The organism is Azoarcus sp. Soil_N_20 (assembly GCF_057656155.1).
Map to the genome: position 1 here is coordinate 197,127 of NZ_JBDGKX010000007.1, position 26,019 is coordinate 223,145.

General features: G+C 66.8%; 17 protein-coding genes. 15 read left to right on the forward strand and 2 right to left on the reverse strand.

What is annotated here, in order from left to right; translation table 11 throughout:
* Window positions 1-21 precede the first annotated feature (21 nt).
* Entirely contained in the window at window positions 22-1,458 is a 1,437-nt protein-coding gene (locus tag AC3A35_RS15710) for an RNA polymerase factor sigma-54 (protein WP_487437135.1), read from the reverse strand.
* 516 nt (window positions 1,459-1,974) lie between these two features.
* On the opposite strand from AC3A35_RS15710, the gene AC3A35_RS15715 reads away from it, so the two are divergent.
* From AC3A35_RS15715 to AC3A35_RS15765, 11 genes are all read left to right on the forward strand, one after another.
* Complete coding sequence (locus tag AC3A35_RS15715) at window positions 1,975-3,126, forward strand: mechanosensitive ion channel family protein (protein WP_487437136.1); 1,152 nt, start codon at window positions 1,975-1,977, stop codon at window positions 3,124-3,126.
* Window positions 3,123-4,238: a zinc-binding metallopeptidase family protein gene (locus tag AC3A35_RS15720; protein ID WP_487437137.1), complete on the forward strand. Its 1,116-nt coding sequence runs from the start codon at window positions 3,123-3,125 to the stop codon at window positions 4,236-4,238. Before AC3A35_RS15715 ends, AC3A35_RS15720 begins: the two co-directional genes overlap by 4 nt.
* A 14-nt stretch (window positions 4,239-4,252) precedes the next feature.
* A complete protein-coding gene (gene glgX, locus AC3A35_RS15725) occupies window positions 4,253-6,424 on the forward strand; it encodes a glycogen debranching protein GlgX (protein WP_487437138.1) in 2,172 nt (723 codons plus the stop codon).
* 4 nt (window positions 6,425-6,428) lie between these two features.
* Window positions 6,429-7,535 (forward strand): DNA topoisomerase IB, encoded by a 1,107-nt coding sequence (locus tag AC3A35_RS15730; protein WP_487437139.1) that lies wholly within the window; start codon window positions 6,429-6,431, stop codon window positions 7,533-7,535.
* Between the two features lie 175 nt (window positions 7,536-7,710).
* On the forward strand, window positions 7,711-8,925 hold the full coding sequence (locus AC3A35_RS15735) for a glucose-1-phosphate adenylyltransferase (protein WP_487437140.1): 1,215 nt from the start codon (window positions 7,711-7,713) through the stop codon (window positions 8,923-8,925).
* Between the two features lie 8 nt (window positions 8,926-8,933).
* Window positions 8,934-10,856: a malto-oligosyltrehalose trehalohydrolase gene (gene treZ, locus AC3A35_RS15740; protein WP_487437141.1), complete on the forward strand. Its 1,923-nt coding sequence runs from the start codon at window positions 8,934-8,936 to the stop codon at window positions 10,854-10,856.
* Window positions 10,853-16,045, forward strand: coding sequence for a malto-oligosyltrehalose synthase (locus AC3A35_RS15745; RefSeq protein ID WP_487437142.1), 5,193 nt, complete (start codon window positions 10,853-10,855; stop codon window positions 16,043-16,045). The genes treZ and AC3A35_RS15745 overlap by 4 nt, the downstream gene beginning before the upstream one ends.
* A 371-nt stretch (window positions 16,046-16,416) precedes the next feature.
* On the forward strand, window positions 16,417-17,820 hold the full coding sequence (locus tag AC3A35_RS15750; protein WP_487437143.1) for a sigma-54-dependent transcriptional regulator: 1,404 nt from the start codon (window positions 16,417-16,419) through the stop codon (window positions 17,818-17,820).
* 213 nt (window positions 17,821-18,033) lie between these two features.
* On the forward strand, window positions 18,034-20,982 hold the full coding sequence (locus AC3A35_RS15755) for a hybrid sensor histidine kinase/response regulator (protein WP_487437144.1): 2,949 nt from the start codon (window positions 18,034-18,036) through the stop codon (window positions 20,980-20,982).
* Complete coding sequence (locus AC3A35_RS15760) at window positions 20,912-22,063, forward strand: YihY/virulence factor BrkB family protein (protein ID WP_487437145.1); 1,152 nt, start codon at window positions 20,912-20,914, stop codon at window positions 22,061-22,063. The genes AC3A35_RS15755 and AC3A35_RS15760 overlap by 71 nt, the downstream gene beginning before the upstream one ends.
* Window positions 22,035-22,574: an MgtC/SapB family protein gene (locus AC3A35_RS15765; RefSeq protein ID WP_487437146.1), complete on the forward strand. Its 540-nt coding sequence runs from the start codon at window positions 22,035-22,037 to the stop codon at window positions 22,572-22,574. The genes AC3A35_RS15760 and AC3A35_RS15765 overlap by 29 nt, the downstream gene beginning before the upstream one ends.
* 17 nt (window positions 22,575-22,591) lie before the next feature.
* Here AC3A35_RS15765 and AC3A35_RS15770 read toward each other — a convergent pair whose 3' ends face one another.
* Entirely contained in the window at window positions 22,592-23,035 is a 444-nt protein-coding gene (locus AC3A35_RS15770; protein ID WP_487437147.1) for a PRC-barrel domain-containing protein, read from the reverse strand.
* Between the two features lie 630 nt (window positions 23,036-23,665).
* Here AC3A35_RS15770 and AC3A35_RS15775 point away from each other — a divergent pair.
* From AC3A35_RS15775 to AC3A35_RS15790, 4 genes are all read left to right on the forward strand, one after another.
* Window positions 23,666-24,163 (forward strand): hemerythrin domain-containing protein, encoded by a 498-nt coding sequence (locus AC3A35_RS15775; RefSeq protein ID WP_487437148.1) that lies wholly within the window; start codon window positions 23,666-23,668, stop codon window positions 24,161-24,163.
* 106 nt (window positions 24,164-24,269) lie between these two features.
* The gene (locus AC3A35_RS15780) at window positions 24,270-24,707 is read left to right on the forward strand and encodes a hypothetical protein (protein WP_487437149.1); all 438 of its coding nucleotides are present in this window, start codon (window positions 24,270-24,272) and stop codon (window positions 24,705-24,707) included.
* A gap of 145 nt (window positions 24,708-24,852) precedes the next feature.
* Window positions 24,853-25,212, forward strand: coding sequence for an ElaB/YgaM/YqjD family protein (locus AC3A35_RS15785; RefSeq protein ID WP_487437150.1), 360 nt, complete (start codon window positions 24,853-24,855; stop codon window positions 25,210-25,212).
* Window positions 25,213-25,462: 250 nt separating this feature from the next.
* Complete coding sequence (locus AC3A35_RS15790) at window positions 25,463-25,696, forward strand: hypothetical protein (protein WP_487437151.1); 234 nt, start codon at window positions 25,463-25,465, stop codon at window positions 25,694-25,696.
* The last annotated feature ends 323 nt before the right edge of the window (window positions 25,697-26,019 follow it).

Below are 26,019 nucleotides of genomic sequence, written 5' to 3' on the forward strand. Positions count from 1 at the left end.
ATGCTCCGGCAGGAACCGCGGTCAAGCCGCCGCGGTCGCCAGTTCGGCGTGCTGGGACCGCCCCGCGACACGGCGCAACTCCACGCTCGGCACGCGCATCAGGGTGCGGTACTTGGTGACCGTACGCCGCGCCAGGCGCAGGCCCTGATCGGCCAGCATGTGCGCAAGCTGGGCGTCGGACAGCGGCGCGTGCGGATCCTCCGCGGCGATCAACTCCTTCATCAGCGCGCGGATCGCCGTGGCCGAGCAACTGCCGCCATCGTCGGTCGCCAGCTGGCGCGAGAAGAAATACTTGAACTCGTACAGGCCGCGCGGGGTCGCCATGTACTTGCCGTTGGTGACCCGGCACACGGTGGATTCGTGCAGTCCGAGTTCGGTGGCGATGTCCTTGAGCGCCATGGGCTTCATGGCCGCTTCACCGTAGCTGAAGAACACATGCTGGCGCGCAACGATCGCATCGGCCACGCGCTGGATGGTGTTGAAGCGCTGTTCGACGTTGCGCAGCAGCCAGCGCGCCTCCTGCAACAGGCGCGAAAACGATGGGCCGCACCCGTTGCGTCCCGCGGCGATGTCCGCATAGGCGCGGTTGATGCGCAACTGGGGCAGTACCGCGGGATTGAGGGTCGCCACCCAACGGCCGCGCTGACTGCTCACGATGATGTCGGGAACGACGTAGCGCGTGTTGTCGGGGGCAAAGCTGCGCCCGGGACGCGGGTCCAGCGTTCGAATCAGCGCGCGCGCGCCGTGCAGCGCGGCTTCATCGCATTCCAGGATCTGCTGCAACCGGGTGAATTCGCGGTGGGCGAGGAGCTGGAAGTGCTCGCCCACGAGCGCGAGCGCGATCTCGCGCCACTCGGTGTCCGCCGGCAGGGCCAGGAGTTGCAGCTGCAGGCACTCCTGCAGTGACCGTGCGCCGATGCCGGGAGGGTCGAGTTGCTGCACCAGACTCAGTGCTGCACGGAGCTCGGATACCTCGACCTCGTCCTCGGTGGCAACGAGTTCGGCCAGCTCTTCGAGGGTGGTTTCGAGATAACCGGCTTCACTCAGTCCATCCACGATCATGTAGGCCAGTGCGCGGTCGCGGTCGCTCAGAAACGACAACTGCAACTGGGTCCGCAAATGATCGTGCAGGCTCACCGGCGCTTCGGTCCATTCCGTCCAGTCATGCTCCTCACCGTCGCTGCTGCCGCTGCGCACGCGCTCGGGCAGGGGCTCCGGCGCACGATCCGGAGCTTCGGCCCGGGTGGTGCCGGGATCCTGGTTCGCCCCGGGACCGCCGCCGGGATTCGCCTGTTCCGGGGCGTCGGTGTCCTCTTCGAGAAACGGGTTGCTGGCGACTGCCTGCTCAACCTCCTGGTTGAATTCGACCGAAGACAGTTGCAGAAGACGCAGTGCCTGCTGGATCTGCGGCGTGATCGCGATGTGCTGCCCGAGGCGCAGCTTCATTCCTAGAGTCATGGTAGTTCCTTCCCGGGGGCGGGACCCCCATACGAGTTGCGCCACCTCGCGGCGCGAGATGTCGGATCTGTCGCAAATCCCATGCCACGCCGGAAGGGCGCATCACAGCGGGAATGCGCCGACCACGCCCGAATATTTCGCGGAATGTTTTACATCGTCTGCGTAAGACTTGCGTGCGCCGCGGCCCGCCGCCATGACGGTCGCGGCGAGCGCCGGTCGCGCCCGATCACCGCACCCGCGCCATGATTGCAGGGGGCGGGGCGACCTCGTTGCGCAGGCCGAAAGCGCACAGCGACGCGGGCACGCGAAATGCATGGCAGTCAAACGCGATCCCGCGACGATCCCGTCCAGGGCCTGTCTCCCAGTGGGCCGCGCAGCGTTCGACCGGGGGGCAAACGGATTGGAGAACCGATGAACAAGGACAACAGACATTCGGGTCGAAGGCGTGTCCCGGTCGTTCCGACCATCCAGAGCGGTACCCGCGCGGCCTGCGAGCGGTGCGGCGGGGGGTGTTGAATGGAGGCGGCAAGCGAACTGCTGGTTCGCTATCCGTGGTTCGCCGTGCTGCTGCGCGGTGCGGTGGCCGCAGCGATCGGTCTGGCGATTCATGTGGTGCTCGATCGGGTCGCACGACGCGCGGCACGGCATTACGTCCTTGCCGAGACCGTCGTGCGCTACACTAGGCGCCCGGCGCGATTGCTGGTTCCGCTGCTGCTCGTGCATGTGGTCGTGGCCGATGCGCCCGAAGCCCTGACCGGTCTGGTCGCGCTGCGCCAGGCCTTGTCGATCGCGGTGATCCTGCTCATCACCACGCTGGTGACCCGCCTGATCTCCGCGTTCGCCGATGTCGTGGCCATGCGCCATCCCACTTCGGTCGCCGACAATCTGCGCGCGCGCAGCGTGCACACCCAGGTGCGGGTTCTGGCGCGTACTGCCATGTTCATCGTCGCGCTGCTGGGCGTCGGCTCCGCGCTGATGACCTTTCCGAACGTACGCCAGGTTGGAGCAAGCTTGCTCGCATCGGCGGGCCTCGCGGGCATTGTCGCGGGTCTCGCCGCGCGGCCGGTGCTGGGCAATCTGATCGCCGGCTTGCAGATCGCCCTTGCCCAGCCCATCCGCATCGACGACGTGCTGATCGTCGACAACGAGTGGGGCCGGGTCGAGGAAATCACCGAGACCTACGTCGTGATGCGCATCTGGGACGACCGCCGGCTGATCATTCCGCTCGAGTACCTGATCCAGCATCCGTTCCAGAACTGGACGCGGCGCACGTCCGATCTGATCGGTTCGGTGTTCCTCTGGGTCGATTACCGCATGCCCCTGCCGCCGTTGCGCGAAGCCCTGCAACGGATGGTAGAGGCTGCGCCGGAATGGGACCGACGGGTCTGCGTGCTGCAGGTGGTGGACGTCTCCGAGCACGCGATGCAACTGCGGGTGCTGGTGAGCACGCGCGATGCCGGGCTCGGCTGGGAGTTGCGGTGCAAGGTCCGCGAGCAACTCATCTCCTATCTGCAGGCCGAGTTCCCCGACATGCTGCCACGGGTGAGGGCGACCTTGAGCCGTGGCCACGGCGAGCGCGGCGCCGTGGCCGGCCACACGTCTACCGCGCCTTCGTCGGCCCCGAGCTCGGCGGACTCCGGCGGGGCGCACGCCCCGATCACGCCATGAAAACCTTTCACTGTGACCACTGCGGCTACGTCGTGTTCTTCGAGAACGTTGTCTGCGGCAACTGCGGCGCGGCGCTCGGCTTCGTGCCCGCGGAAATGGACATGGCCGCGTTCGAAGTCGTGATCGACGGCGACGGCAGCTGGCGTCGCCTGGGCGTGGACGCCGCCTCCAGCCGGGCGTGGCGCCCGTGCCGGCATTATGCGGTCGAGGCGGTGTGCAACTGGATGGTCGCGGTCGGCGATGGCGACGACCGCTGCCGCAGCTGCCGGCATACCGAGGACACGCCTGCGGTGCGCGATCCGGCGAACAGCCGGGCGTGGTTCAAGCTCGAAAGTGCCAAGCGCAGCCTGTTCTATGTGCTGTACCAGCTTGGCTTGCCGACCCCGGGAACGGCCACCGACGGCGGCTTGGCATTCCGCTTTCTCGATGGCGGCGGAGGCTTCGACGTCACCACCGGCCACCTCGGCGGCACGATCACGCTCGACATCATCGAGGCCGACGATGCCCAGCGCGAGGCGCGACGCCTGACCCTCGGAGAACCCTACCGCACCCTGCTCGGCCATTTTCGCCACGAGATCGGTCATTATTACTGGGACCAGCTGATCGCCCCCGGCAAGTGGCTCGAGCCCTTCCGCACGCTCTTCGGCGACGAGCGCGCGGACTACGCCGCCGCCACCGCCGCCTACTACTCGTCGCTGCCGCCAGCGGACTGGCCCAACCGCTTCATCAGTGCCTACGCGACGATGCATCCGTGGGAGGACTGGGCCGAAACCTGGGCTCACTACATGCACATCGCCGACGCGCTCGATACCGCCGCGCACTGGGGCTTTGCACTGCACTCCGACCAGACCTCGGGCGGCCCGGCCGATCTGCCGGCGGTCGACGGCACCGGACAAGCGTTCGCGCAGACCCTGATCGAGCAGTGGCTGCCCTTGTCGCAGTTCCTCAACAGCATGGGGCGCAGCCTGGGGCAGGGCGATGCCTATCCGTTCGTGATCGCGCCCGCGGTGGTGGACAAACTGAGCTTCGTCCACGACGTGATCCGCGACGCCGCGCGCGGCGTCACACCCGGCACGCCGGCGTCGGGCCCGCGGCGCGGGGTTGCGTCATGATGCCCGGGCTCCACATGCAGCCGCCGAAGCTCGAGGCGGGCCAGCCCAATCCGCTGGGAGCGACGTGGACCGGCAGTGGAATCAACTTCGCGGTGTTCTCCGCCCATGCTACACGCATGGAGCTGTGCCTGTTCGACGGCAGCGGTCGCAACGAACTCACCCGGGTGGATCTGCCCGAGTTCACCGACGAAGTGTGGCATGGATTCCTGCCCGGCGCGGCGCCCGGGCTGGTGTATGGCTACCGCGCGCATGGGCCCTATGTGCCGGAGGAGGGGCACCGCTTCAACCCCCACAAATTGCTGCTCGACCCCTACGCGACCGAGTTGGTGGGCCGGTTGAAGTGGGGACCGGCGATCTTCGGCTACGAATTGCGCGGCCGCAAGGTGGGGCAGGGGTTCGATAAGCGCGACAGCGCCCCGCATGTACCCAAGGCTCGCGTCGGCGCGCCCGGAGCCGGTCGCCTGACCAGAAGGGGGCCACGCATCCCCTGGGACCGCACCGTGCTGTACGAGGCCCATGTCCGTGGTCTGACCCGGCTGCATCCGGGCGTGCCTCCCGATATGCGCGGCACCTTCGCCGGCATGGGGTCGGCCGCGATCGTCGACTATCTGAAAGCGCTCGGCGTCACCTCGGTCGAACTCCTGCCGGTGCATGCCTTCGTCGATGACGGCCATCTGACCGACCGCGGGCTGCGCAACTACTGGGGCTACAACTCGATCGCCTTCTTCGCGCTCGAGCCGCGCTACCTCGGCGGCGGCGGTGCGGCCGAGTTCCGCGACATGGTCGCCCGGCTCCACGACGCCGGGCTCGAGGTCGTTCTCGACGTGGTGTACAACCACACCGCGGAAGGGAACGAGCTCGGGCCGACACTCTCATTCAAGGGGCTGGACAACGCCTCCTACTACCGGCTCGACCCCGCCGACCGGCGCTACTACATCAACGACAGCGGAACCGGAAACACGGTGAACCTGCGCCATCCCCGGGTGCTGCAACTGGTGCTCGACAGCTTGCGCTACTGGGTGTCGCAAATGGGTGTGGACGGCTTCCGTTTCGATCTGGCCACCATCCTCGGGCGCGAGGACAACGGCTTCGACAACTGCAGCGGTTTCTTCGACGCGTGCCGTCAGGACCCGGTGCTCAACGGCGTCAAGCTGATCGCCGAACCGTGGGATTGCGGTCCCGGTGGCTATCAGGTGGGTGCCTTCCCACCCGGATGGGGGGAGTGGAACGATGGCTTTCGCGACACCGTGCGCGCCTTCTGGCGCGGCGACGAGGGCCAGGCACCCGAGCTCGCGACCCGCCTCGCGGCCTCCGCCGACCGCTTCAACCATCGTGGGCGCAGGCCGTGGTCGAGCGTCAATCTGATCACCGCGCACGACGGCTTCACCCTGCACGACCTGGTCTCCTACAACGACAGACACAACGAGGCCAACGGCGAGAACGGTCGCGACGGCCACGAGGACAACCGTTCGTGGAACTGCGGCGTGGAGGGGCCGACCGACGACCCCGAAGTGTGCGAACTGCGCGAGCGCCAGAAGCGCAACATGCTGGCAACCCTGCTCCTCGCCCAAGGTACGCCGATGCTGCTCGCCGGCGACGAATTCGGGCGCAGCCAGCAGGGCAACAACAACGCCTACTGCCAGGACAACGAGGTGAGCTGGGTGAGCTGGGCGGGGATCGATGGCCCTGGCGAGCGCCTGACCGCCTTCGTGCGCCACCTCCTGATGCTGCGCGATGCCTTGCCGGTGTTGCGGCCGGTGCGCTTCGCGACCGGGGGTGGCGAGACCGCGAGCGATATCCGCGACGTGGTGTGGCTCAGCCCGGCCGGCCTCGAGCTCGAGCCCGAACAGTGGGAAGACGTCCACATGCGCTCCTTCGGCATGCTGTCGGACGGCCGGGCGCGCCGGCTGGCGGTACCGCATCCCGGAGCGGAGGCTGTTGTGCTGCTGGTGTTCAACGCGGCACACGAGAGCGTCGCATGGACCTTGCCGCAGGTGTTCGGGGCCGGCGAATGGACGCGCCTGGTCGACACCAGTCTGCGCGAACACCATGTTTTCCCGACCCTCAATCCCGGCCAGCGCTTTCAGGCCGGCGCGCGCTCCCTGTTGCTGTTCTGCGCAGCGTCCGGGCCGCAGACCGCGGGCTTCGTCAAGGAGCTGCTCGTCCGTCCGGGCGGGGAGACTTGAGGCGATGCGCACGCTTGGTACCGACCGTCTACAGGACCGTTACCTTCGCCGCATCGCACGGGGCGAAGGGGGCTTCCGTTACGAGTGGCCCGACGGGCGGCCCTACACCAGCCGCCGCGGGCTCGCCCGCATTGCGGCGCTGGCGGTGCCGCCGGCCTATACCGAGGTGTGGGTCAGCCCCGATCCCGAGGACGAACTCCAGGCCTTCGGGCGCGATGCCCGAGGGCGTCTGCAGTATCGCTACCATCCCGACTTCGTGCACGACAACGCGATGCGCAAGTGGCGTCGGCTTGCCCGCTTCGCCGCTGCCTTGCCGCGCCTGCGCGCAGCCGCCGGTGCCGATCTGCGGCGCGCCGGGCTGCCGCGGCGCAAGGTGCTGGCCCTGCTCACCCGACTGTTGTATAGCGTCCACTTCCGGGTCGGCAGTGTCATCTACGCGCAGCGCCACCGCAGCTACGGCCTGACCACACTGCGCAAGCGCCATGTCCGGATCGAGGGCACGCGGGTGCTCTTCTGCTATCGCGGCAAGCACGGCGTGGTCCAGCAGCAGACGGTGCGCGACCGCACCGTGACGCAGGCCATCACCCGGCTGCTGGCCTTGCCCGGGGCGGCATTGTTCCAGTATGAAGACGACGACGGCGACTGCCATCCGGTTCGCGCGGTCGATCTGAATGCCTACATCCGTGAGGTGATGGGACCGTTCACGTCGAAGGACTTCCGCACCTGGGGCGGCACGCTGAAGGCCGCCGAGTATCTTGCCGCCGCCGGCGTTCCCGAGAACGAGTGCGCCGGCAGCAAGGTGCTGGTGCGCTGCGTGCGCGCGGTGGCCGCCGGACTCGGCAACACCGCCGCGGTGACGCGCAACAGCTACATCTGCCCGGTGATCTTCGACCGCTACCTGGCTGGCAGCGTACTCGCCGACTACGTGTCCGGCGACCCGGACGAGGGCCTTTCGCCCAGCGAGGCAGCGCTGCGCCGGATGCTGTTGCGCGAACTCGGTCGGCGCCCCCATGGGCCGCGGGTCGGGGCGACCCCGGGAGCGCCCCGACTCCGACGGCAGCGCGCGTCGATTCCGGCGGCAGGGCCCCGACTGGCTGGAGGTGAACCATGAACGCAGGCGACTGCCCCGGCTTTGTCGCCGCCTCCGGCGGCACGGTGTGCGGAGACACCGCAACGAATTCGAGGCGACGTCCGGCCAGGTGCATCCGGCACCGCGCGGCAGCGTGGCCCTCGGGTTTGCCGCCCGCAGGCTTGGCGGCGCACCGGGCAACCCGAGGAGATACATCATGATTGGCGGCAAAACGGTACTTGCATTTGTGATGGCCGGCGGCGAGGGCAGTCGCCTTCATCCGCTGACCGCCGAGAGATCGAAGCCTTCGGTACCATTCAACGGACGTCACCGCATCGTCGATTTCGTGCTGTCCAACCTGGTCAATTCGGGGATCTATTCGATCTATCTGCTGGTGCAGTACAAGTCGCAGTCCCTGATCGAACACATCCGGCGCACCTGGGTGATGAGTCCGCTGGTCCCGAACAACTTCGTCACCGTGGTGCCGCCGCAGATGCTGCATGGGCCGGAATGGTTCCAGGGCACGGCGGATTCGGTCTACCAGAATCTGCATCTGATCGATCTGGTGAAGCCCGACCTGGTGCTGGTGTTCGGCGCCGATCACGTCTATCGCATGGATATCCGCCAGATGGTGCAGTTCCATCTCGATAGCGGCGCCGACGCCACCGTGGCGGCGCTGCCGGTCCCGCTGCAGCTGTCGCGATCGTTCGGGATCATTCGTACCGACGGCGGTGGTCGCATCCGCGACTTCCAGGAAAAGCCGGAGTGGGCCGACCCCATGCCCGGGCGCCCCGGTCACGCGCTGGCGTCGATGGGCAACTATGTATTCACCACCGAGCTGTTGATCGATGCGCTCACCCGCGCCCACTCCAGCGATGGTCACGACTTCGGCAAGAACCTGCTGCCGGCGATGAGCGACAGCAACCGGGTGATGGCCTACGACTTCTCGACCAATCGCATCCCCGGCGTGCGCGACTTCGAGGAGCATGCCTACTGGCGCGACGTCGGCACCATCGACGCCTACTACGAGTCGAATTTCGACACCCTCGGCGAGCACCCGCGATTCTGCATGTCGAACCCGCGCTGGCCGATCTACGCCAGCCCCGACCAGACCGAGCCCGCCCACATCCACGACGGTCGTATCCGCAGTGCGGTGCTCGGTGCCGGCGTCCTGATCCGCCGTGCGACGGTGATTCATTCGCTGTTGCGACGCGATGTGATGGTCGACGACGACGCCGAGGTCTCCGACTCGATCGTCATGGACCACACGATAGTCGGAGAAGGCGCGCGGATCCGACGTGCGATCATCGATCAATACAACGTGATTCCCGCGGGGATGGAGATCGGCTATGACGTGGAAGCCGACCGCGAACGCTTCCATGTCAGCGACAGCGGCATCGTCGTCGTCGGCAAAGGACAGATACGGCAATGAGGGACGAGATGGGGAATGATCGCGCGGGCCGAACGCGGCCCGATCCGTCCGCGGCCGAAGTGGCGGCTGGCGCACCCGGCGCCATCGCAATGGCGGTGCGTCTCGAGCACCGCATGCCCTTCGGCCCGCGCAGCGTGGACGAACTCAACCTGTACGCGGGCTACCGCTTTCGCCTGTGGGCGCCGAGCGTGCGTGAAGTCGAGGTGGTACTGATCGGTGCCGATGGCGGAAAGCGCTGCCATCCCTGCGCCAAGTCCGACGGCTGGCACAGTTGCCGGATCGCCGAAGCACGTGCCGGCGACCGTTATCTGTTCCGTCTCGACGGCGGGCTCGAAGTGCCCGATCCGGCATCGCGTTTCAACCCGGACGGGGTGCACGGCCCGAGCCAGCTCACCACGCCGTCCGCCTTCGAGTGGGACGCCGCGTGGGACGGGCGGCCGTGGGAAGCAGCGGTGATCTACGAGATGCATGTCGGCAGCTTCACCCCCGAGGGGCGCTACGACAGCGCCGGGACGAGGCTGGCCGAGCTCGCCGAACTGGGCATCACCGCGATCGAACTGATGCCGCTGGCCGACTTCGCCGGCAGTCGCGGCTGGGGGTACGATGGCGTGCTGCCGTTCGCGCCCAAGGCCGCCTATGGCACGCCGGACGAGCTGAAGGATTTCATCCAGCTTGCGCACCGCTGCGGCATGATGGTCTTCCTCGATGTCGTGTACAACCACTTCGGCCCCGATGGCAACTATCTGCACGTCTACGCGCCCGAGTTTTTCTCGGCCGCCCGGGAGACGCCATGGGGCGAGGTGATCAACTACGACGGACCGGCCAGCGCCACCGTGCGCGAGTTCTTCATTCACAACGCGCTCTACTGGCTCGAGGAGTTCCGCTTCGACGGCCTGCGCCTGGATGCGGTGCAAACCATCGTCGACCGGTCGCAGCCGCACATCCTCGAGGAGCTCTCCACCCGGGTGCGCGCGCGCATCGACCGCCAGGTGCATCTGGTACTCGAGAACGTGGACAATAGCGCCAGCCACCTCGCCCCGGCGGCCACGCCGGGGCGTTACGAGGCGCAGTGGAACGACGACTTTCATCATGCGGCGCACGCGTTGCTGACCGGTGAGCGCGACGGCTACTACGCCGATTTCGCCGACCGTCCCGTCGCGCAGCTGGTCCGCTGCCTGTGCGAGGGATTCGCCTTCCAGGGCGATCATTCGAATTTTCACGACGCTCCCCGGGGCGAGCCCAGCGCCGGATTGCCGGCCACGGCCTTCGTCAACTTCCTGCAAAACCACGATCAGGTCGGCAATCGTGCGTTCGGCGAGCGGCTCGCGGGACTGGTCGACGCACACAAGCTGCGTGCGCTGGTCGCGTTGCAACTGCTGGCGCCTTCACCACCGTTGATCTTCATGGGCGAGGAGGCCGGATCCACGACCCCCTTCCTGTATTTCTGCGATTTCCAGGGCGAACTGGCGGCAGCGGTGCGTGACGGGCGGCGGCGCGAGTTCGCCGCCTTCAAACGTTTCTCCGGCGAGGGCCGCGAGCAGATACCGGACCCGTGCGAGAATGCGACCTTTGTCGCCAGCAAGCTCGACTGGGGCGCGCGCAGTAGCGCCGGCGCGCACGAATGGCTCGCCCTCTATCGCGGTTTGCTCGGACTGCGGGGGCGGGTGGTGGTACCGCGCATCGCCATGCTGGTCCCGGGGCGGTGCGCTGCCACCTTCCATGGGCAGCACGCCTTCGAGATCCGCTGGCAGGCCGTAGACGGCCGCGACCTGATCCTGCGCGCCAACCTCGGCGACGCCGTTTCCGCCCGATTTTCCGCTGCACCCCATCCCCCCTTCGCCGCCATCGGCGCCCGGGCCGCGGGTGCCGACCGGCTGGCACCGTGGTCGGTGCGCGCCTATGTCGTTCGGCCGAATGGGGACACGCCGTGAACGCCGGCGCCCTCGACCAACTCTGCCTCCGGCTCGGCGTGGACCTCGCCTACGAGGACGCCTGGGGCAGGCGGACGGTGGTGCCCGACGACAGCAAGCGCGCCTTGCTCGCGGCCATGGGATATGCCATCGAAGCAGGGCAGGAGGACGCAGACGCACGTGCCCACCTCGCGCGCATCGGTGTGGACGCATCGGGACAGGTACTGCCGCCGATCGTGGTGGTCGAGGAGGGCCCCGCGCCACTGGCGCTCTCGCCCCGCCTCCCAGTCAATCTGGCGGGAAAGGCATTGCCGTGGCGGATCAGGCTGGAGCGGGGCGGCGAGCGCCGGGGGCTTGCCGTCGGCCGTCCTGCTTCCGCCACGCAGCCGGCGCCGGCTGAGGGCGTGCCCATGGCAATGGCGCTGGAGCTCATGGTTGCACTGCCTGCAGGCTACCATCGCCTGGCGCTGTACGAACCGGGTCACCCGCCCCGCCTGCTCGCCGAGACCGGGCTGTGCATCTGTCCGCCGACCTGCTTCGCGGCGGAGACGCAGTGCGGCGAACACCGGGTATGGGGGCCCTCGGTCCAGCTCTATGCGCTGCGTTCGGCCCGCGACTGGGGAATGGGCGATTTCGGCGACCTGCGCCGCCTGGTCGACCTCGCCGCCGACGCGGGTGCCCATTTCGTCGGCGTGAACCCGCTCCATGCGCTGTTTCCGCACGACCCGGAGCGGGCAAGTCCCTACAGCCCGTCGAGTCGCGAATGGCTCAACGTGCTCTACCTCGACATCGAGGCCATGCGCGATTTCGGCGAATGCGCCGGGGCCCGCGATCTGGTCGCCTCGGAGGCGTTCCGGTCGCGGCTCGATGCCTTGCGCCAGCAGCCTCTGATCGACTATAGCGGCGTTGCCGCGGTCAAGTTCGAGGTGCTGGAGCTGCTCTACCGCAACTTTCGCGCGCTTCATCTCGAGCGCGGCACCCAGCGCGCGGGACTGTTCCGCGACTTCCAGCGCGCGGGCGGCAGGAGTTTGCGCCTGCACGTGCTGTTCGAAGCGCTGCAGTCGCACTTCCATCGCGAGGATCCGGCGCTGTGGGGATGGACGGTGTGGCCCGCGCCCTACCGCGATGCCGATGGCCCCGAGGTCGAGGCGTTCGCGCGCGCAAACGAGGACCGCGTCGAGTTCTTCGCCTATCTGCAGTGGCAGGCCGACGCCCAGCTTCGCACGGTGGCGCTGCGTGCGCATGCACGCGGGATGCGCATCGGGCTGTACCGCGATCTTGCGGTCGGGGTGAATGAAGGCGGCTCGGAAACCTGGGCGCAGCCCGCGTTGCATGCCCTCGATGCCCATGCCGGGGCGCCGCCCGACGAACTCAACAGTGCGGGTCAGGACTGGGGATTTCCCCCGGTGATTCCGCAGCGTCTCGCCGCTGCGGCCTACGCCCCCTTCCTCACGGTGGTGCGCGCCAACATGCGCTACGCCGGCGCGCTGCGCATCGATCATGTGATGAGCCTGATGCGTTTGTTCTGGCTCCCGGTCCGTCGCGGAGCGGCGGTCACGTCCACAATCGGCGCCTACGTCGCCTATCCCATGGCCGACCTGTTCCGCTTGCTGTGCCTCGAAAGCCAGCGCCAGCGCTGCATGGTCATCGGCGAGGATCTCGGCATCGTGCCCCCGCCGGTGCGCGCAAGCATGGCGCGGCACGGCGTGCTGTCGTATCGGCCACTGTATTTCGAGCGCACGGACGAGGGCTTCAGGTCGCCGCCGGAGTGGGAGAAGAACGCGCTTGCCGTGGTCGGTACCCATGATCTGGCGACCTTGCGCGGATTCTGGAGCGGATCGGACCTGAGCCTGCGCACACGCCTGGGGCTGGATGCCGACGACGACTTGCGCCAACGCCAGGCCGCCCGCCGCGATGCCGATCGGGACGCGCTTGCCGGCGCGCTCCGGCGCGAGGGGCTTGTTGCCGGGGGCACCGATGCGCTAGCTGCCGGGGAGTACGAGCGCGACAGCGCCGACCCGCGTCTGGCCGCAGCGGTGTACCGCTATATCGCGCGCACCCCGGCAAGGATGGTCGCAGTCCAGTTCGAAGACGTGCTCGGCCAGCTTGAGGCGGTAAACGTTCCGGGTACGAGCGAGGAGCGCTACCCGAACTGGCGACGCCGGCTCGACGCCGAACTGGCGGACATCGCGATCGATGCGCGCTGGATTGCGATCGTCACCGCCATGAATGCCGAGCGGCCGTGCCCGCCCTTGCCGATCAGTGCCGGTCCGGCGGATTTTCACCCCGAGTGCGCCCTTATCCCGCGCGCCACCTATCGCCTGCAGTTCCATCGCGATTTCGGCTTCGTCGCGGCCACGGCGATGCTGCCCTATCTCGCCGACCTGGGAATCAGCCACGTCTACGCGGCACCCTTCCTGAAGGCACGCCCGGGCAGCCGACACGGCTACGACATCGTCGACCACCAGGCGGTGAACCCGGAGATCGGCAGCGAGGCCGACTTCGAACGTTACTGCGCGCGCCTCGCCGAACTGGGTCTCGGCCAGGTGCTCGATGTGGTGCCGAATCATGTCGGGGTGCTCGGTGCGGACAACGAGTGGTGGCTCGACGTGCTCGAGAACGGTCCGGCATCGGCGCATGCCGACCACTTCGACATCGATTGGGAGCCCCCTTTCGCCGAACTGCGCGGCAAGGTGCTGCTGCCGGTGCTCGGCGACCAGTACGGGCTCGTGCTCGAGGCCGGCGAGCTGACGCTTGATTTCTGCGCCGAAACCGGCGAATTCAGCGTGCGCTACTTCGAGCACCGTTTCCCGATCGACCCCAGCGACTATCCGCTGATCCTCGCCGCCGGCGAACCGCACGGCGACGACGCCGGCGACGTCGAACTGGCGACCCTGCTCGCCGCGCTGTCCCACCTGCCGGCGCGCGACGTGGCCGACCCGGCGTTGCAGGCCGAGCGTCGGCACAACAAGCAGACTTTCAAGCAGCATCTGGCCGACCTCTACGCGCGCAAACCGGCGCTGCGCGAACGGGTGGCGGTCAGCCTGTCGGTCTTCAACGGAACGGCGGGCGAACCCGCAAGCTTTGATGCACTGGACCGTCTGCTCGGGCGCCAGGCCTATCGGCTCGCCTCGTGGCGGGTCGCGGCCGACGACATCAATTACCGGCGCTTCTTCGACGTGAACGACCTCGCAGCCTTGCGCATGGAGCACGAGCCGGTGTTCGAAGCCACTCATGCCCAGATCCTGCGCTGGCTCGGCGAGGGGAGGGTGTCGGGGCTGAGGATCGACCATCCGGACGGCCTTGCCGACCCGGCGGCCTATTTCGAGCGGCTGCAGGCGCGCTACGCCCAGACCATGGCCAGTACCGCACAGCAGCACGGCGAGCAGCCGGCCGCGGTGCCGGCAACCCTTTACCTGGTGGTGGAGAAGATCTTCGGCGAGTACGAGCCGCTGCCGGCCGAGTGGCGTGTGCATGGCGGGACCGGCTACCGCTTCGCCAATCTGTGCAACAATCTGTTCGTGGATGCCGCCCAGGAGTCGCGCTTGTCGCGGATCTACCGCGCCTTCACCGGCGAGGCCCGCAACTTCAGCGAGGTCCTGCTCGAATCCAAGCACGTGATCATGACCCATTCGCTGACCGGCGAACTGGGCAGCTTGGCCTATCTCGCGCACGATATCGCCCAGCGCGACCGCCGCACGCGCGACTTCACCCGCAGCCGGCTGCGCGGGGCACTCGCCGAGATCGTCGCCAGTTTTCCGATCTACCGCACCTACATCGGACCCGGCGGGGTGTCCGACAGCGACCGCCGCTACATCGAGCGCGCGGTGGACGACGCTGCGGCCCGTGCGCTGGCCGGCGACGCGAGCGTACTGCGCTTCGTCGGTGACGTACTGCTGTCGGCTCCGAACGAGCCGGTGGCGGCGACGCGCAAGCTCAAACTTCAGTTCGTCCGCCGCTTCCAGCAGTTCACCGCGCCGGTGATGGCCAAGTCGATGGAAGACACCGCGTTCTACCGCTACAACCGTCTGGTCTCGCTCAACGACGTGGGAGGCGATCCGCGTACCTTCGGGATCGCCGTCGAAGACTTCCACGCGGCCAACGAGCGCATCGCCGGAACCCACCCGTTCGGCATGCTCGCGTCGTCGACCCACGACAGCAAGCGTTCGGAGGATGTGCGCGCACGCATCGACGTGTTGTCCGAGATGCCCGGCGCCTGGCGCCTGGCGCTACGGCGTTGGCGGCAGCTCAATGCGCGGCGCAAGACGCGGGTGGGCGACGAGGCCGCCCCTTCGAGCAACGACGAGTATCTGCTGTACCAGACTCTGCTCGGCGTCTGGCCGATGCAGCGGCCGGACGAGAACGGCCTGGCGGAGCTTGCGCGGCGTGTGGAGGCGTACATGCTGAAGGCCGCGCGCGAGGCCAAGCAACATACCAGCTGGATGAATCCGGAACCCGACTACGAGACGGCGCTGAGCGGCTTCGTGCGACGACTGTTTGCGCCCGGCGCCGAGCGCGAGGCCTTTCTCGCCGATTTTCTCCCATTCCAGGCTACGGTGGCACGCTTCGGGGCGTGGAACAGCCTGAACATGCTGCTGCTCAAGCTGACCGCACCGGGCGTCCCGGACATCTACCAGGGCTGCGAGACTTGGAACTTCAGTCTGGTCGATCCGGACAACCGCCGCGCGGTCGATTTCGACGCCGCCCGCGAACAGCTGCACGCACTGCGCCAGGCTTTCCCCGCCGGGGCGAGCCGGAGCGAGGTGGCCGACATGCTCACCGCGATCGAGGACGGCCGGATCAAGCTCTACCTGCTGTGGCGCGTGTTGTCGGTGCGGGCCGCCCGGGAGGACGAGTTCCGCAACGGACGCTACGTGCCGCTGGATGTGGATGGCCCGGCTGCGCAGCACGTGGTCGCCTTTGCCCGCGTGCTCGAGCGTCGCGCCGTGATCGTGATCGCCAGCCGCCTGCTGTTCGGGCTGTGCGGAGGCGATCCCGATCGGGTGATCGATAGAGGCTTGTGGGCGCGCACGGTGGTGACCTTGCCCTGGTGGTGCGGCGGGGTACCGTGGCGCGAGGTCTTGAGCGGCGAGCGCGTGCAGCCCCGGCAACTGGGCAGCCGGCACTGTGTTGAGCTCGACGGCCTGTTCGCAGCCCTTCCGCTGGCGCTGCTGATAGCGGATGGCGACGCGCGCCCGATCGAACGGTGATGGTCGGCTGCAGGGCGGGCGGAAAGGGTCGGGGATTTTTGGTGGGCCGGCGGAACGGGGGCGGATCCATGCAGTCCGATATACTCGACGGCGCCTGACCCGGTCAGCGAAGAGATGTGCCTGGAACGGGGCGGACACGTGCTCGTTTCCGAAATCACCTCGAGCGGGGGGCTCGACTGCCCGTGACGGGCACCGCGTTTCGATCAGAGTGTTTCGGCCGGTCGTAGCCTGGAACGAGAAAGCGATTGCGCACCTGCGTTTTCGGTGTCCGTGCCCTGTTTACGGAGCCAAATGTATGGCTTTCCATGGATCGACAGGCGTTTGTGCACACGGCTAATATTTGCCCGATGACAAGAATATAGGGAGTCCAGATGCCACAAGTTCTGCTGGTGGACGACGATCCGGAAACGATCGGATGGATGACGGAATTCATCAAGGCCGAGGGCTATACGGTCGCGGCGGTGGACTCCTTGCGCGGCGCGCGCATCCTCCTCACCCGCTCCAGGCCGGAAGTCATCTTTACCGACCTGATGCTGCCCGATGGCCGCGGGATCGAACTGGTGGACGAGTTCGAGCCGAACAATTCCACCGAGGTGGTGGTGATTACCGGCCACGCCAGCGTGGAAAGCGCGATTGACGCGCTGCGCGTGGGCGCGACCGATTATCTGGTGAAGCCGGTCGACACAAACCGGGTCAGGGCGATCCTGCAGCGTATCCCCAAGACGGAGCACCTGCGCCAGGAGATCGGTCAGCTGCGCAGCGAGCTGCTGCGGCTCGGCCGCTTCGGCCAGATCCACGGCGGTTCGCCGGCCATGCGCCGCCTCTACGACCAGCTTGCCCGCGTGGCGCCGACCTCCGCGTCGGTGCTTCTGATCGGCGAGAGCGGCACCGGGAAGGAGATGGCCGCACAGACCATCCACGAGTTGAGCCGGCGCAAGCGTCAGCTTTTTCTGCCGTTGAACTGCGGAGCCGTGTCGCCGCAACTGGTGGAAAGCGAACTGTTCGGTCACGAGAAGGGCAGTTTTACCGGTGCCGACCGCCAGCATCTCGGTTTCTTCGAGCGTGCCAACCACGGCACCCTGTTCCTGGACGAGGTCACCGAGATGCGCCCCGACCTGCAGGTCAAGCTGCTGCGCGTGCTAGAGACCGGCACCATCATGCGGGTCGGCACCAACGAATCCATCGTCACCGATGTCCGTCTGATCGCCGCGACCAACCGCTCGCCCGAGAAGGCGGTCGCCGAGGGCCGCCTGCGCGAGGATTTGTATCACCGGCTCAACGTGTTCCCGATCCACCTTCCGCCGCTGCGCGAGCGGGGCACGGATATCGAACTGCTGGCAGAGCAGTTCCTCGCCGAACTCAACGAGCAGGAGCAGACCAACAAGCGCTTCTCGCCGTCCGCGATCACCGCGCTCTATGCCCACAGCTGGCCGGGCAATGTGCGCGAGCTGAAGAACTACGTCCATCGTGCGTTCATCCTTGCCGACGACGTCATCGACGCCGAGCTGGCGCCCGAGGCCTTCCTGCACAATTCGCACAGCTCGGTCCTGACCATACGGATCGGCACGCCGCTCGAGGAGGTTAACCGGCGCGTCCTGGAGGCCACGCTCATCGAGTGCGACAACGTCAAGCGCAAGGCGGCGAAGATGCTCGGCATCAGCCTCAAGACCCTGTACAACCGCCTCGCTGTCTACAATATGAACAAGGACGAAGACGGTGCCGAGGGCGAGGAGAACGGGGACGATGGCAACGGGGACGACGATTTCCGTGCCTGACCGACAGGCCGTCATGTAAGGTCTGTTCCCGTCCGGTAAGGCTTACGCGCAGGAGGGGCCGACGATCGGGAGTCGCCTGGGAACGCCACTTGCAGGGGAGCATCTTCTCCATCGACGGAGTGCGCAGTGAAACGGAACAAGGAACCCGCGCGACGCCCTGCACACGACCGAATCAGCGCTTGGGCGCTGCGCGAGGCATAAGCGGTGGCGCCAATGACGAGCGTGACATCGGCTTCCGAACGGGAGCACATCGGGGCCGGGCCGGGCGGCATCCGGAGCGCGGTCCATTCGGTGAGCGGCGTCGTCGGCCTGCTTGCCGTGATCGGTTTTGCCGGCTTGGTCGGAGGCATTCCGGAACTCGGTTCGCTCGGCCGCGATTTCCCCCCGATCACGCCGAGCAGCGTGCTCGTGCTCGCACTGTTCGGGGTCGGATTGTGGGCGCTGGGCCTGCCGGGCGGAAAAGGTGCCCGGCGCCTGGTTCGATTCACGGCGCTGAGCAGCTTCCTCGTCGCCGCGGCGGTGCTGGCCCTGCAGCTCGACCTGCCCGGTGTGGGTCAGGAGCGGTTTCTGCGGCTTGCGCGCCCGTTTCACCCTTCCCCCACCTCCATGTGGACCGAGGCCGGTTTCCTGTTGCTGAGTACTGCAATGGGACTGGCGACCTGCAAGGCCAAACGCCCCCGGGCCCTGTCCCAGTTTCTCGCGCTGATGGTCGCCGGAATGGCGCTGGTGGCCCTGGTGGGCCTGACGATCCGCATCATCCGCGTGGATCTTTCGGTCCCCTCGGTTGGGATGCCGCTGCCGGTGGCGCTTGCGCTGCTGGTGGCCAGTTTCAGCGTGCTGGTGATGCAGCCGCGCTCGCGGCTGTTGCAGCTGCTGGAGTACGACTCACCGGAGGCCGGCATTGTTCGCCGTCTGGTGCCGCTGGCGATCGGCGTTCCCTTGCTTGCGGCGTGGGTGCAGGCACTCGGCGAGCGTCAAGGCTGGTTCCAGACGATCGAGAGCGAAGGCGTACTCACCGCCTTGATGATCATTGCCAGCATGGGCCTGATCCTGTGGACTTCGGTCAAGATCGACGAGATGAATCTGTCCCGCTCCCTTGCCGAGCGGCGGGCCGAAACCGATCGTCAGTGGCTGGATGCGACGCTCGCCAATATCGGCGATGCGGTGATCACCGTGAACGACCGGGTTCGGATCAGTTTTCTCAATCCCGCGGCCGAGGACCTGCTCGAAGTGCGAAGGGCAAAGGCGGTAGGCCGCGACGTAGATGAGCTGCTTTCACTGGTCGACGAGCGCACCCGGGACGCGATCGAATGCCCGCTGCGCGAGGCTTTCGCGCGCGCCGCTCCGGTTTCGCTCGATGGCGAACCGGCGTTGCTGCGCGAGGACGGCGGAATGCACGCGGTTGACGTCACCGCAACCCCGATCCGCGACGCTGGCGGCGAAGTGGCGGGCGGCGTACTGGTGTTGCGTGATGCCCGAATCGTTCGGGCGCGGGCGCATGCCGAGCGTCGGGCATTCGCAAACCTCGACCGGCGGGTGGCGGATCGGACCCGGGCGCTCGACCGGACCATGTCCGTGCTGCGCGAGAGCACGACCTTGCTGCGCGCGATCGCGGCGACGACGCCGGAACTGATCGTGGCCAAGAGTCGCGACGGCCGCATCATGATGATCAATCCGGCCGCGTTGCAGGCACTGGGGATGAGCCGGGCGCAGGTGATCGGGCGCAGGGAGGAGGAGTTCCTGGGCGACTCCGAGGCGGTGCGCAGCATCGTCGACAACGATCGCCGCGTTATCGACAGCGGCAAACCGATCGTCGTCGAGGAAACGCGCACCGTGCACGAGGGCGTACGGACCTTCCTCGTCACCAAGTCGCCGCTGCGCGACGCCCAGGGGCAGGTATTCGGCCTCGTCGGCGTCGCCAAGGACATTACCGAGCGCAAACGGGTGGAGCAGGAGCTGGCGCAACTGCTCATCGCCGAGCATCGATTGCGCGACGAGGCCGAGCGTGCAAGTCGGGCCAAGGACGAATTTCTGGCGATCGTGTCGCACGAATTGAGGTCCCCGCTCAATGCGCTGAAGGGATGGAGCCAGGTCCTGTCCGGGGCACGGGCGCCCGAGCCGGACCTGATCGCGCGGGCAGCAGAAGCGATCAAGCGCAATATCGACCATCAGACGCGACTGATCGACGACCTGCTGGACTCGTCGCGCGTCATCAGCGGCAAGCTCGACCTCAACAAGCAGCGCCTCAACCTCGTCGACGTCGTTCAGCCGACGATGGAGGTGCTGCGCGACCAGGCGAAAGCCAAACAGATCGGCCTGCGATTCGCGCCCTTGCAGCCAGTGACGATGGTCGATGGCGATGCGGACCGCCTGCAACAGGTGTTGAGCAACCTGCTGTCCAATGCGATCAAGTTCACACCCGAGGGCGGCGAGGTCGAAGTCGGCGTGCGGCAGAGCGCACGTTGGGTGGAGTTGTCGGTGACCGACACCGGAATCGGCATCGGGGCGGACTTCCTGCCCCACGTGTTCGACCGCTTCAGCCAGGCCGATACCTCGATGACACGGCCCTATATGGGACTCGGTATCGGCCTGGCACTGGTGCGCAACCTGGTCGAACTGCATGGGGGTACGGTGCACGCGACCAGCGCCGGGGTCGGGCAGGGGGCCACGTTCACCGTCTGTCTGCCTGCCGTGTGCATGGTGGAGGGCGGTCAAGTCCCGACGCCGGCCGAGGGCTGCGGCGTCGGCGCGGCAGCACTCGAAGGTGCCGAGGTACTGCTGGTCGACGACGACCCGGACGCACGCGAAGTGATGCGCATCATGCTGGCGGGGGCCGGCGCCGCGGTTACGACCTTCGGCTCGGGTGAGGCCTTGCTCGACACCCTCGAGGCCGCCCCGTCGATCGCGCCGCGGACGATCCTGCTCCTCGATATCGCCATGCCGGGCGCGAGCGGATTCGAGGTGCTCCAGCGGGTCCGCGAGATCGATCCTCTGCCGTTCATTCCGGCGATCGCGGTGACCGCGCTGACGCACTTCGATCGGAGCCGGTTCCTGAGCGCCGGATTCCAGGACTCGGTGGGCAAGCCGGTGGATGAGGCGACGCTCGTGGAGACGATCGCTAACGTACTCGAACTGGACAGCATCCCGCTCGTACGCGCCTGACGCGATGGAAGCAGGCATTCGGCTTGCTCCCTCCGCCAGGTCCGCGCCGGCTGGAACGGCGCGGACGGCGACGAGCACGACGACGGGAATCGGGGTCGGGCAGAGGTTGGCAATGGACTCGCATGCGCAACACCGGAACATGGGATGGGCGAGAAAGGCCGGGCGGGGGTTAGGGGCCATCGGTTCGGTCCTGCGTGCCTGGATCGCCGACGACGGCGCCTCGATGTCGGCCTCGGTCGCCTTTTTCGCGGCGTTTTCGCTCGCGCCGATGCTCGTTATCGCGATTGCCGTGGGCAGTCTGTTCTTCGGTATCGAAGCGGTGCAGGGGCGTCTACAGTCTGGCGTGGAGGCGGTCGTGGGCGCGGAAGGTGCTGCCGTGGTGCAGGCGATGCTGGCCAGCGCCTGGAAGACCGGGGGCGGCGGATGGACGGGCTGGCTGTCGGTCTTGATGATGGCGGTGGGGGCATCGGCCACTTTTGCCGAACTCAATCACGCGCTCAATCTGATCTGGCGCGTGCATGCGCCGGATCGACCGGTGAGCAGCCTGTTGCGCGTGCGTCTGGTGTCTTTCGGGCTGGTGGTGGGGATCGGTTTCCTGATCGTGATTCTGCTCATCGCCGATGCGGTCATCATCTACGGCGCCGAACGGCTGTTGGGCGAAGCCGGCGTGGCGTCGCTGCTGCACCTCATTCAACTCTCGATCTCCTTCTGCTTTCTCTGGTTCGCCTTTGCCACCTTGCTCAAGGTGCTCCCCGATGTTCCGGTCCGGTGGCACCACGCCGCCTTGGGCGGCCTGACCGCGGCGCTTCTGTTCGCGATCGGCAAGCAGTTGTTTGCCCGCTATCTCGTCTATGCCGGCACGGCGAGTGCCTTCGGTGCGGCGGGTTCGCTGGCAGTGCTGATGATGTGGCTGTTCTTCTCGGCCGCAGTATTTCTGGTCGGCGCGCAGGTGGCGGCACATTCATCGCGCACCCGGCGCACCGCCGAGCGGATGGTCTCCGACGTGGGCACTTCGGCGACAATGGGAACAGACCGTAACAAAGGTGCCGAGCATGGACATACTGGCCTTGATCGTCGCTGAACTGGGCGCGGGGATGGGACCACCGGAGCAGATGGTGCGCTCGCTGCTGCGCCTGACCGTGGCAACGCTATGCGGGGCGATCATCGGCCTCGAACGCGAGCGGGTGGGAAAGTCGGCCGGGCTGCGCACCCACATGCTGGTCGCCACCGGCACGAGCTTGCTGGTCGTGGCCATCACCGAAGCGGGCGCCGACAGTTCGGATCTGTCGCGGGTGATCCAGGGGCTGGTGACCGGCATCGGCTTCCTGGGCGCCGGCGCGATTCTGAAGCGGACCACGAAGAGCGACATTCGTGGGCTGACAACCGCCGCGGGCATCTGGATGACGTGCGCGATCGGCGTGAGCGCAGGGCTCGGACGCTTCGGCGTCGCGTTGTTCGGTACGGCATTCGCGTGGGTGGTCCTGTCGATTCTGCAACAGCTCGAGGTCAAGAACGGCGACAACACCCACCCCTCACATGATTCCGGCGGGCCACCCGAAGGGCGCCCGCCGGACACTGACGCCGGAGCCTGATGGCCCTGGTGCCGCGATCAGAAGCTGCGTGGCTCCCAGTATGGATAGCGGCCGTAACTGGCGTGCAGATCGGTCGCCCAGCGCGAGTCGGCAAAGGCGGGCCAATGGTCCTTGTCGAAACCGTCCGACTCCTTGAGCTGATCCTTGTCCAGATCGACCACGAAGCACTTGCGATTTGCGTCGAGGGTCAATGCGCTCCACGGAATCGCATGCATCTTCCCGCCGATGCCGAGCACGCCACCACGTACGAGAACGGCATAGGCGATACGCCCCTGGGAAACGTCGAGCATGATGTGCTCGATCGTGCCGAGCTTCTCGTTGGCGTGGTTGTACACGTCGTTGTTCTCCAGCGTGTCGGCCGCCATGAGCTGCGGACCCGGTCCGCTGGTATTCGTGGTGCCGCCCACAATGCCTGCGCCGCCTACGGTGGCAAGGACATCGAGCTTGTCGCTAGTAGCCATCATTGTCTCCTGTGGATGATCGAGGCTGGCGCCTCGTCCGGGCGAGGCGCGCACTTGACGGCGTGACCAGCCCGGTTCTCGTTGAGCCGGCTCGCGACAACAAGTGACGCCACGATCGCAGCGTCGACTTTCGCGCCGGCCGGCACCGCGCCGGAGAAGGCGACCTTGGCTCTTCGACGCGTCGAAACCACGATAGCGAACCGCAGTCCGGGGTGAAATCAGCGAACGCGCCATGGTGCTGTAAGACAAGGCTTGCGCGGTGTAGGCGCCTGCCGACATCGGCGCCGGGCCGGGCAGAAATCACCCCCACAGGTCGATTGCGCCCGATCGCGGAGGCCGTATGTAGTTTTTACCTGGCTTGGGAAAGTGTTGCCGGATGCCGTCGGATGTGCCCGGCCCGGGCACCAGACCCGAGGACACGCAAGGTGCCGCCGTGCCCGAAAACGGTATCGATCCGGAATACCCCGGGCGCGGCGCGAGGACGCGCCGACGCAGCACCTGCATATCCAACAGCCTCTGCGTCCGCCCCGGTTGGGCGTCGGTATCTTGCCGGGCGGAAACCACCAACGGCACCTGGTGGGCACATGGCTTGCAAGCTGGAACACCGTCTCAACCCCAGAGGATCGCATCATGACCACTGCAACAACCCGTCAATCCGGCTCTTCCGCGACGACCAGAGCTCGGGATGCCACCGCACTGCTGCGTGCCGATCACAAGCATGTGAGCGAATTGTTCAGCGAGTACGAAAAGGCCAGATCGCCGGCGAGGAAGAAGGAACTCGTGGCCCAGATCTGCACGGAGTTGTCGGCGCACGCCCAGGTCGAAGAGGAACTCTTCTACCCCTCGGTAAAGGGGGTGCTGAAGGACCATGAACTGGTCCCGGAGGCGACCGTGGAGCATGCGTCGATCAAGGACTTGATTGCCCAGATCGAAGGCGTCGAACCCGATGGCGAAATGTTCGATGCCAAGGTCACGGTGCTCTCCGAATACGTCAAGCACCACGTCAAGGAAGAGCAGAACGAACTTTTTCCACGGATCAAGGACACGAAACTCGATCTGCTCGAACTCGGCGCAAAGATCGCTGCCCGCAAGGCCGAGTTGCTGGGCGAGAAGCCGGTCGGGAAGTAGGACGGTAGCCGCGACCGCTCACCGGAGCCGCGCGGATAGCCGGAAACGCGCTCCCCGACAGGGGCTGCGCCATCAATACAGAGTCGAAGTCGACCAAGGAGTCATCATGAACAAGTTGCAACTCACCATCGTATCGAGTGCGATCTGGCTCGCATTCAGCACCGGCGCCATGGCCGCCACGATGTCCGACAAGGAATATGAAGCGGCCGAAGATAGCATCGAGGCCAGATACGAAGCGGACAAGGCCGCTTGCGACTCGAAGAGCGGCAACGCCAAGGATATCTGCGTCGAAGAGGCAAAGGGGCGCCAAAAGGTCGCCGAGGCCGAGCTGGAGGCGAAGCACAACCCGACCGCCAAGAATCGATACGACGCGCGCATCGCCGAAGCCGACGCCGCATATGCCGTTGCCAAGGAAAAGTGTGACGACGCCTCCGGCGATGCCAAGGACGTGTGTCAAAAGGAGGCCAAGATGGCGCACGCTATGGCGAAGGCCGATGCAGAAGTCGAGGCTAAGGCCGAAAAGGGCGACACCACCCAACGGTAATGGCCGGCAGGGGTGCCGACCGGAGCCAGAGGCTTCACGGGGCCAATCGGACGGCCCCGGCTGGTTGTGGTCGGCGTCGGTGTCTCAACTCGATGGATGTGCCGGAAGGGCATCTCCATCATGAGCTAGTGCAGGAGAATCGAAAATGGAATCCACAGGACAATCCATCGGTGGATCGAATGTCCCCATTGGCACCTTTCCGCATTGGGAAGACGAGGTGCAGGGCGTTTCGAACGACACCCGTCAGTCGGTCACGAGCGCGGCGAACGGCGAACATCCCGTCGTCGACCGACTCGCCACCGGTGCCCATCATGCGGTGGACAGGATCGCCGGCGCAGTCACTTCGGCCACCGAAACGATCGAAGTCAAAGGGCGCCAGTTCAAGGCGGCACAATCGCATTTCACCGACCGTTGCTCCGCTCGTGTCCACGAGAAACCGATCGCCGCGCTGGGCCTGGCGACCGGAATGGGGTTTCTGATGGGGTGGCTGCTGACACGACGTTGAGCCACCCGAGCGTGCAGCCGATCGACCCAACGGGGTCACGCTGCGGCAGCGGCAAGCCCGGCAGCTGACTGCGTCCGGAGAGCGCGCGTATTCTTGCGTCGACTGAAAACGCCGGGCCTCGGACAGAACGCCTGCGCCCCGGGCCGGGGACACGGGCTCGCGGTCGTGGTCAACCCGCGCCGCGACCATGACTGAAGTGGGACCGAGCCGATTTGTCGCGCTCGAGACCCCGGGTCACACCCCTGAGAGCATGTCCTACCCCGTCCATGTCGGGGATGCCGGCGACAAGTGTTGGGGCATGTTCACCGCCGGTGCCTCATTCGTCGGCGCTACCGCCCGCATGGACGTGCCCGACCCCGAAAGGACAGGCGAGAACGCGGGCATCCTCAAGCGCGGCGGTTTCCCCATGCTCGGCGCCATCAGCGCCTGGGAAGAGCTCGCTTTTCCGCTCGAGCGGTCGGGCTCCGCGAAGACCGCGGCGTGAACGGCCGGGCATCGACGCGCGCAACGGCCATATGGCGCGCGTGTTCGCTCGACTGGCGGCCATGACGGCGCCAGAGCTTACCGCCGGCCGTGGTGAGTTCAAGGTATAATCCGCCGCCGTCCGTGAGCTTGACGGACCTGGCTGCGGGTTTGGCGGTGCGGACATGAGGATTGCAGTGGCATGGGCCGTTGCTCCTCGCACAGGCACGCCGACCACGAGCGGGTATTCCCCGGCAGTTGCGGGTAGCTTGTTCGGGGCCGGGCGAGAGGGCCGCAGATCCACCCCGGTATCGACTTGGCATTAGCGGCCTTCGATACTTCTTG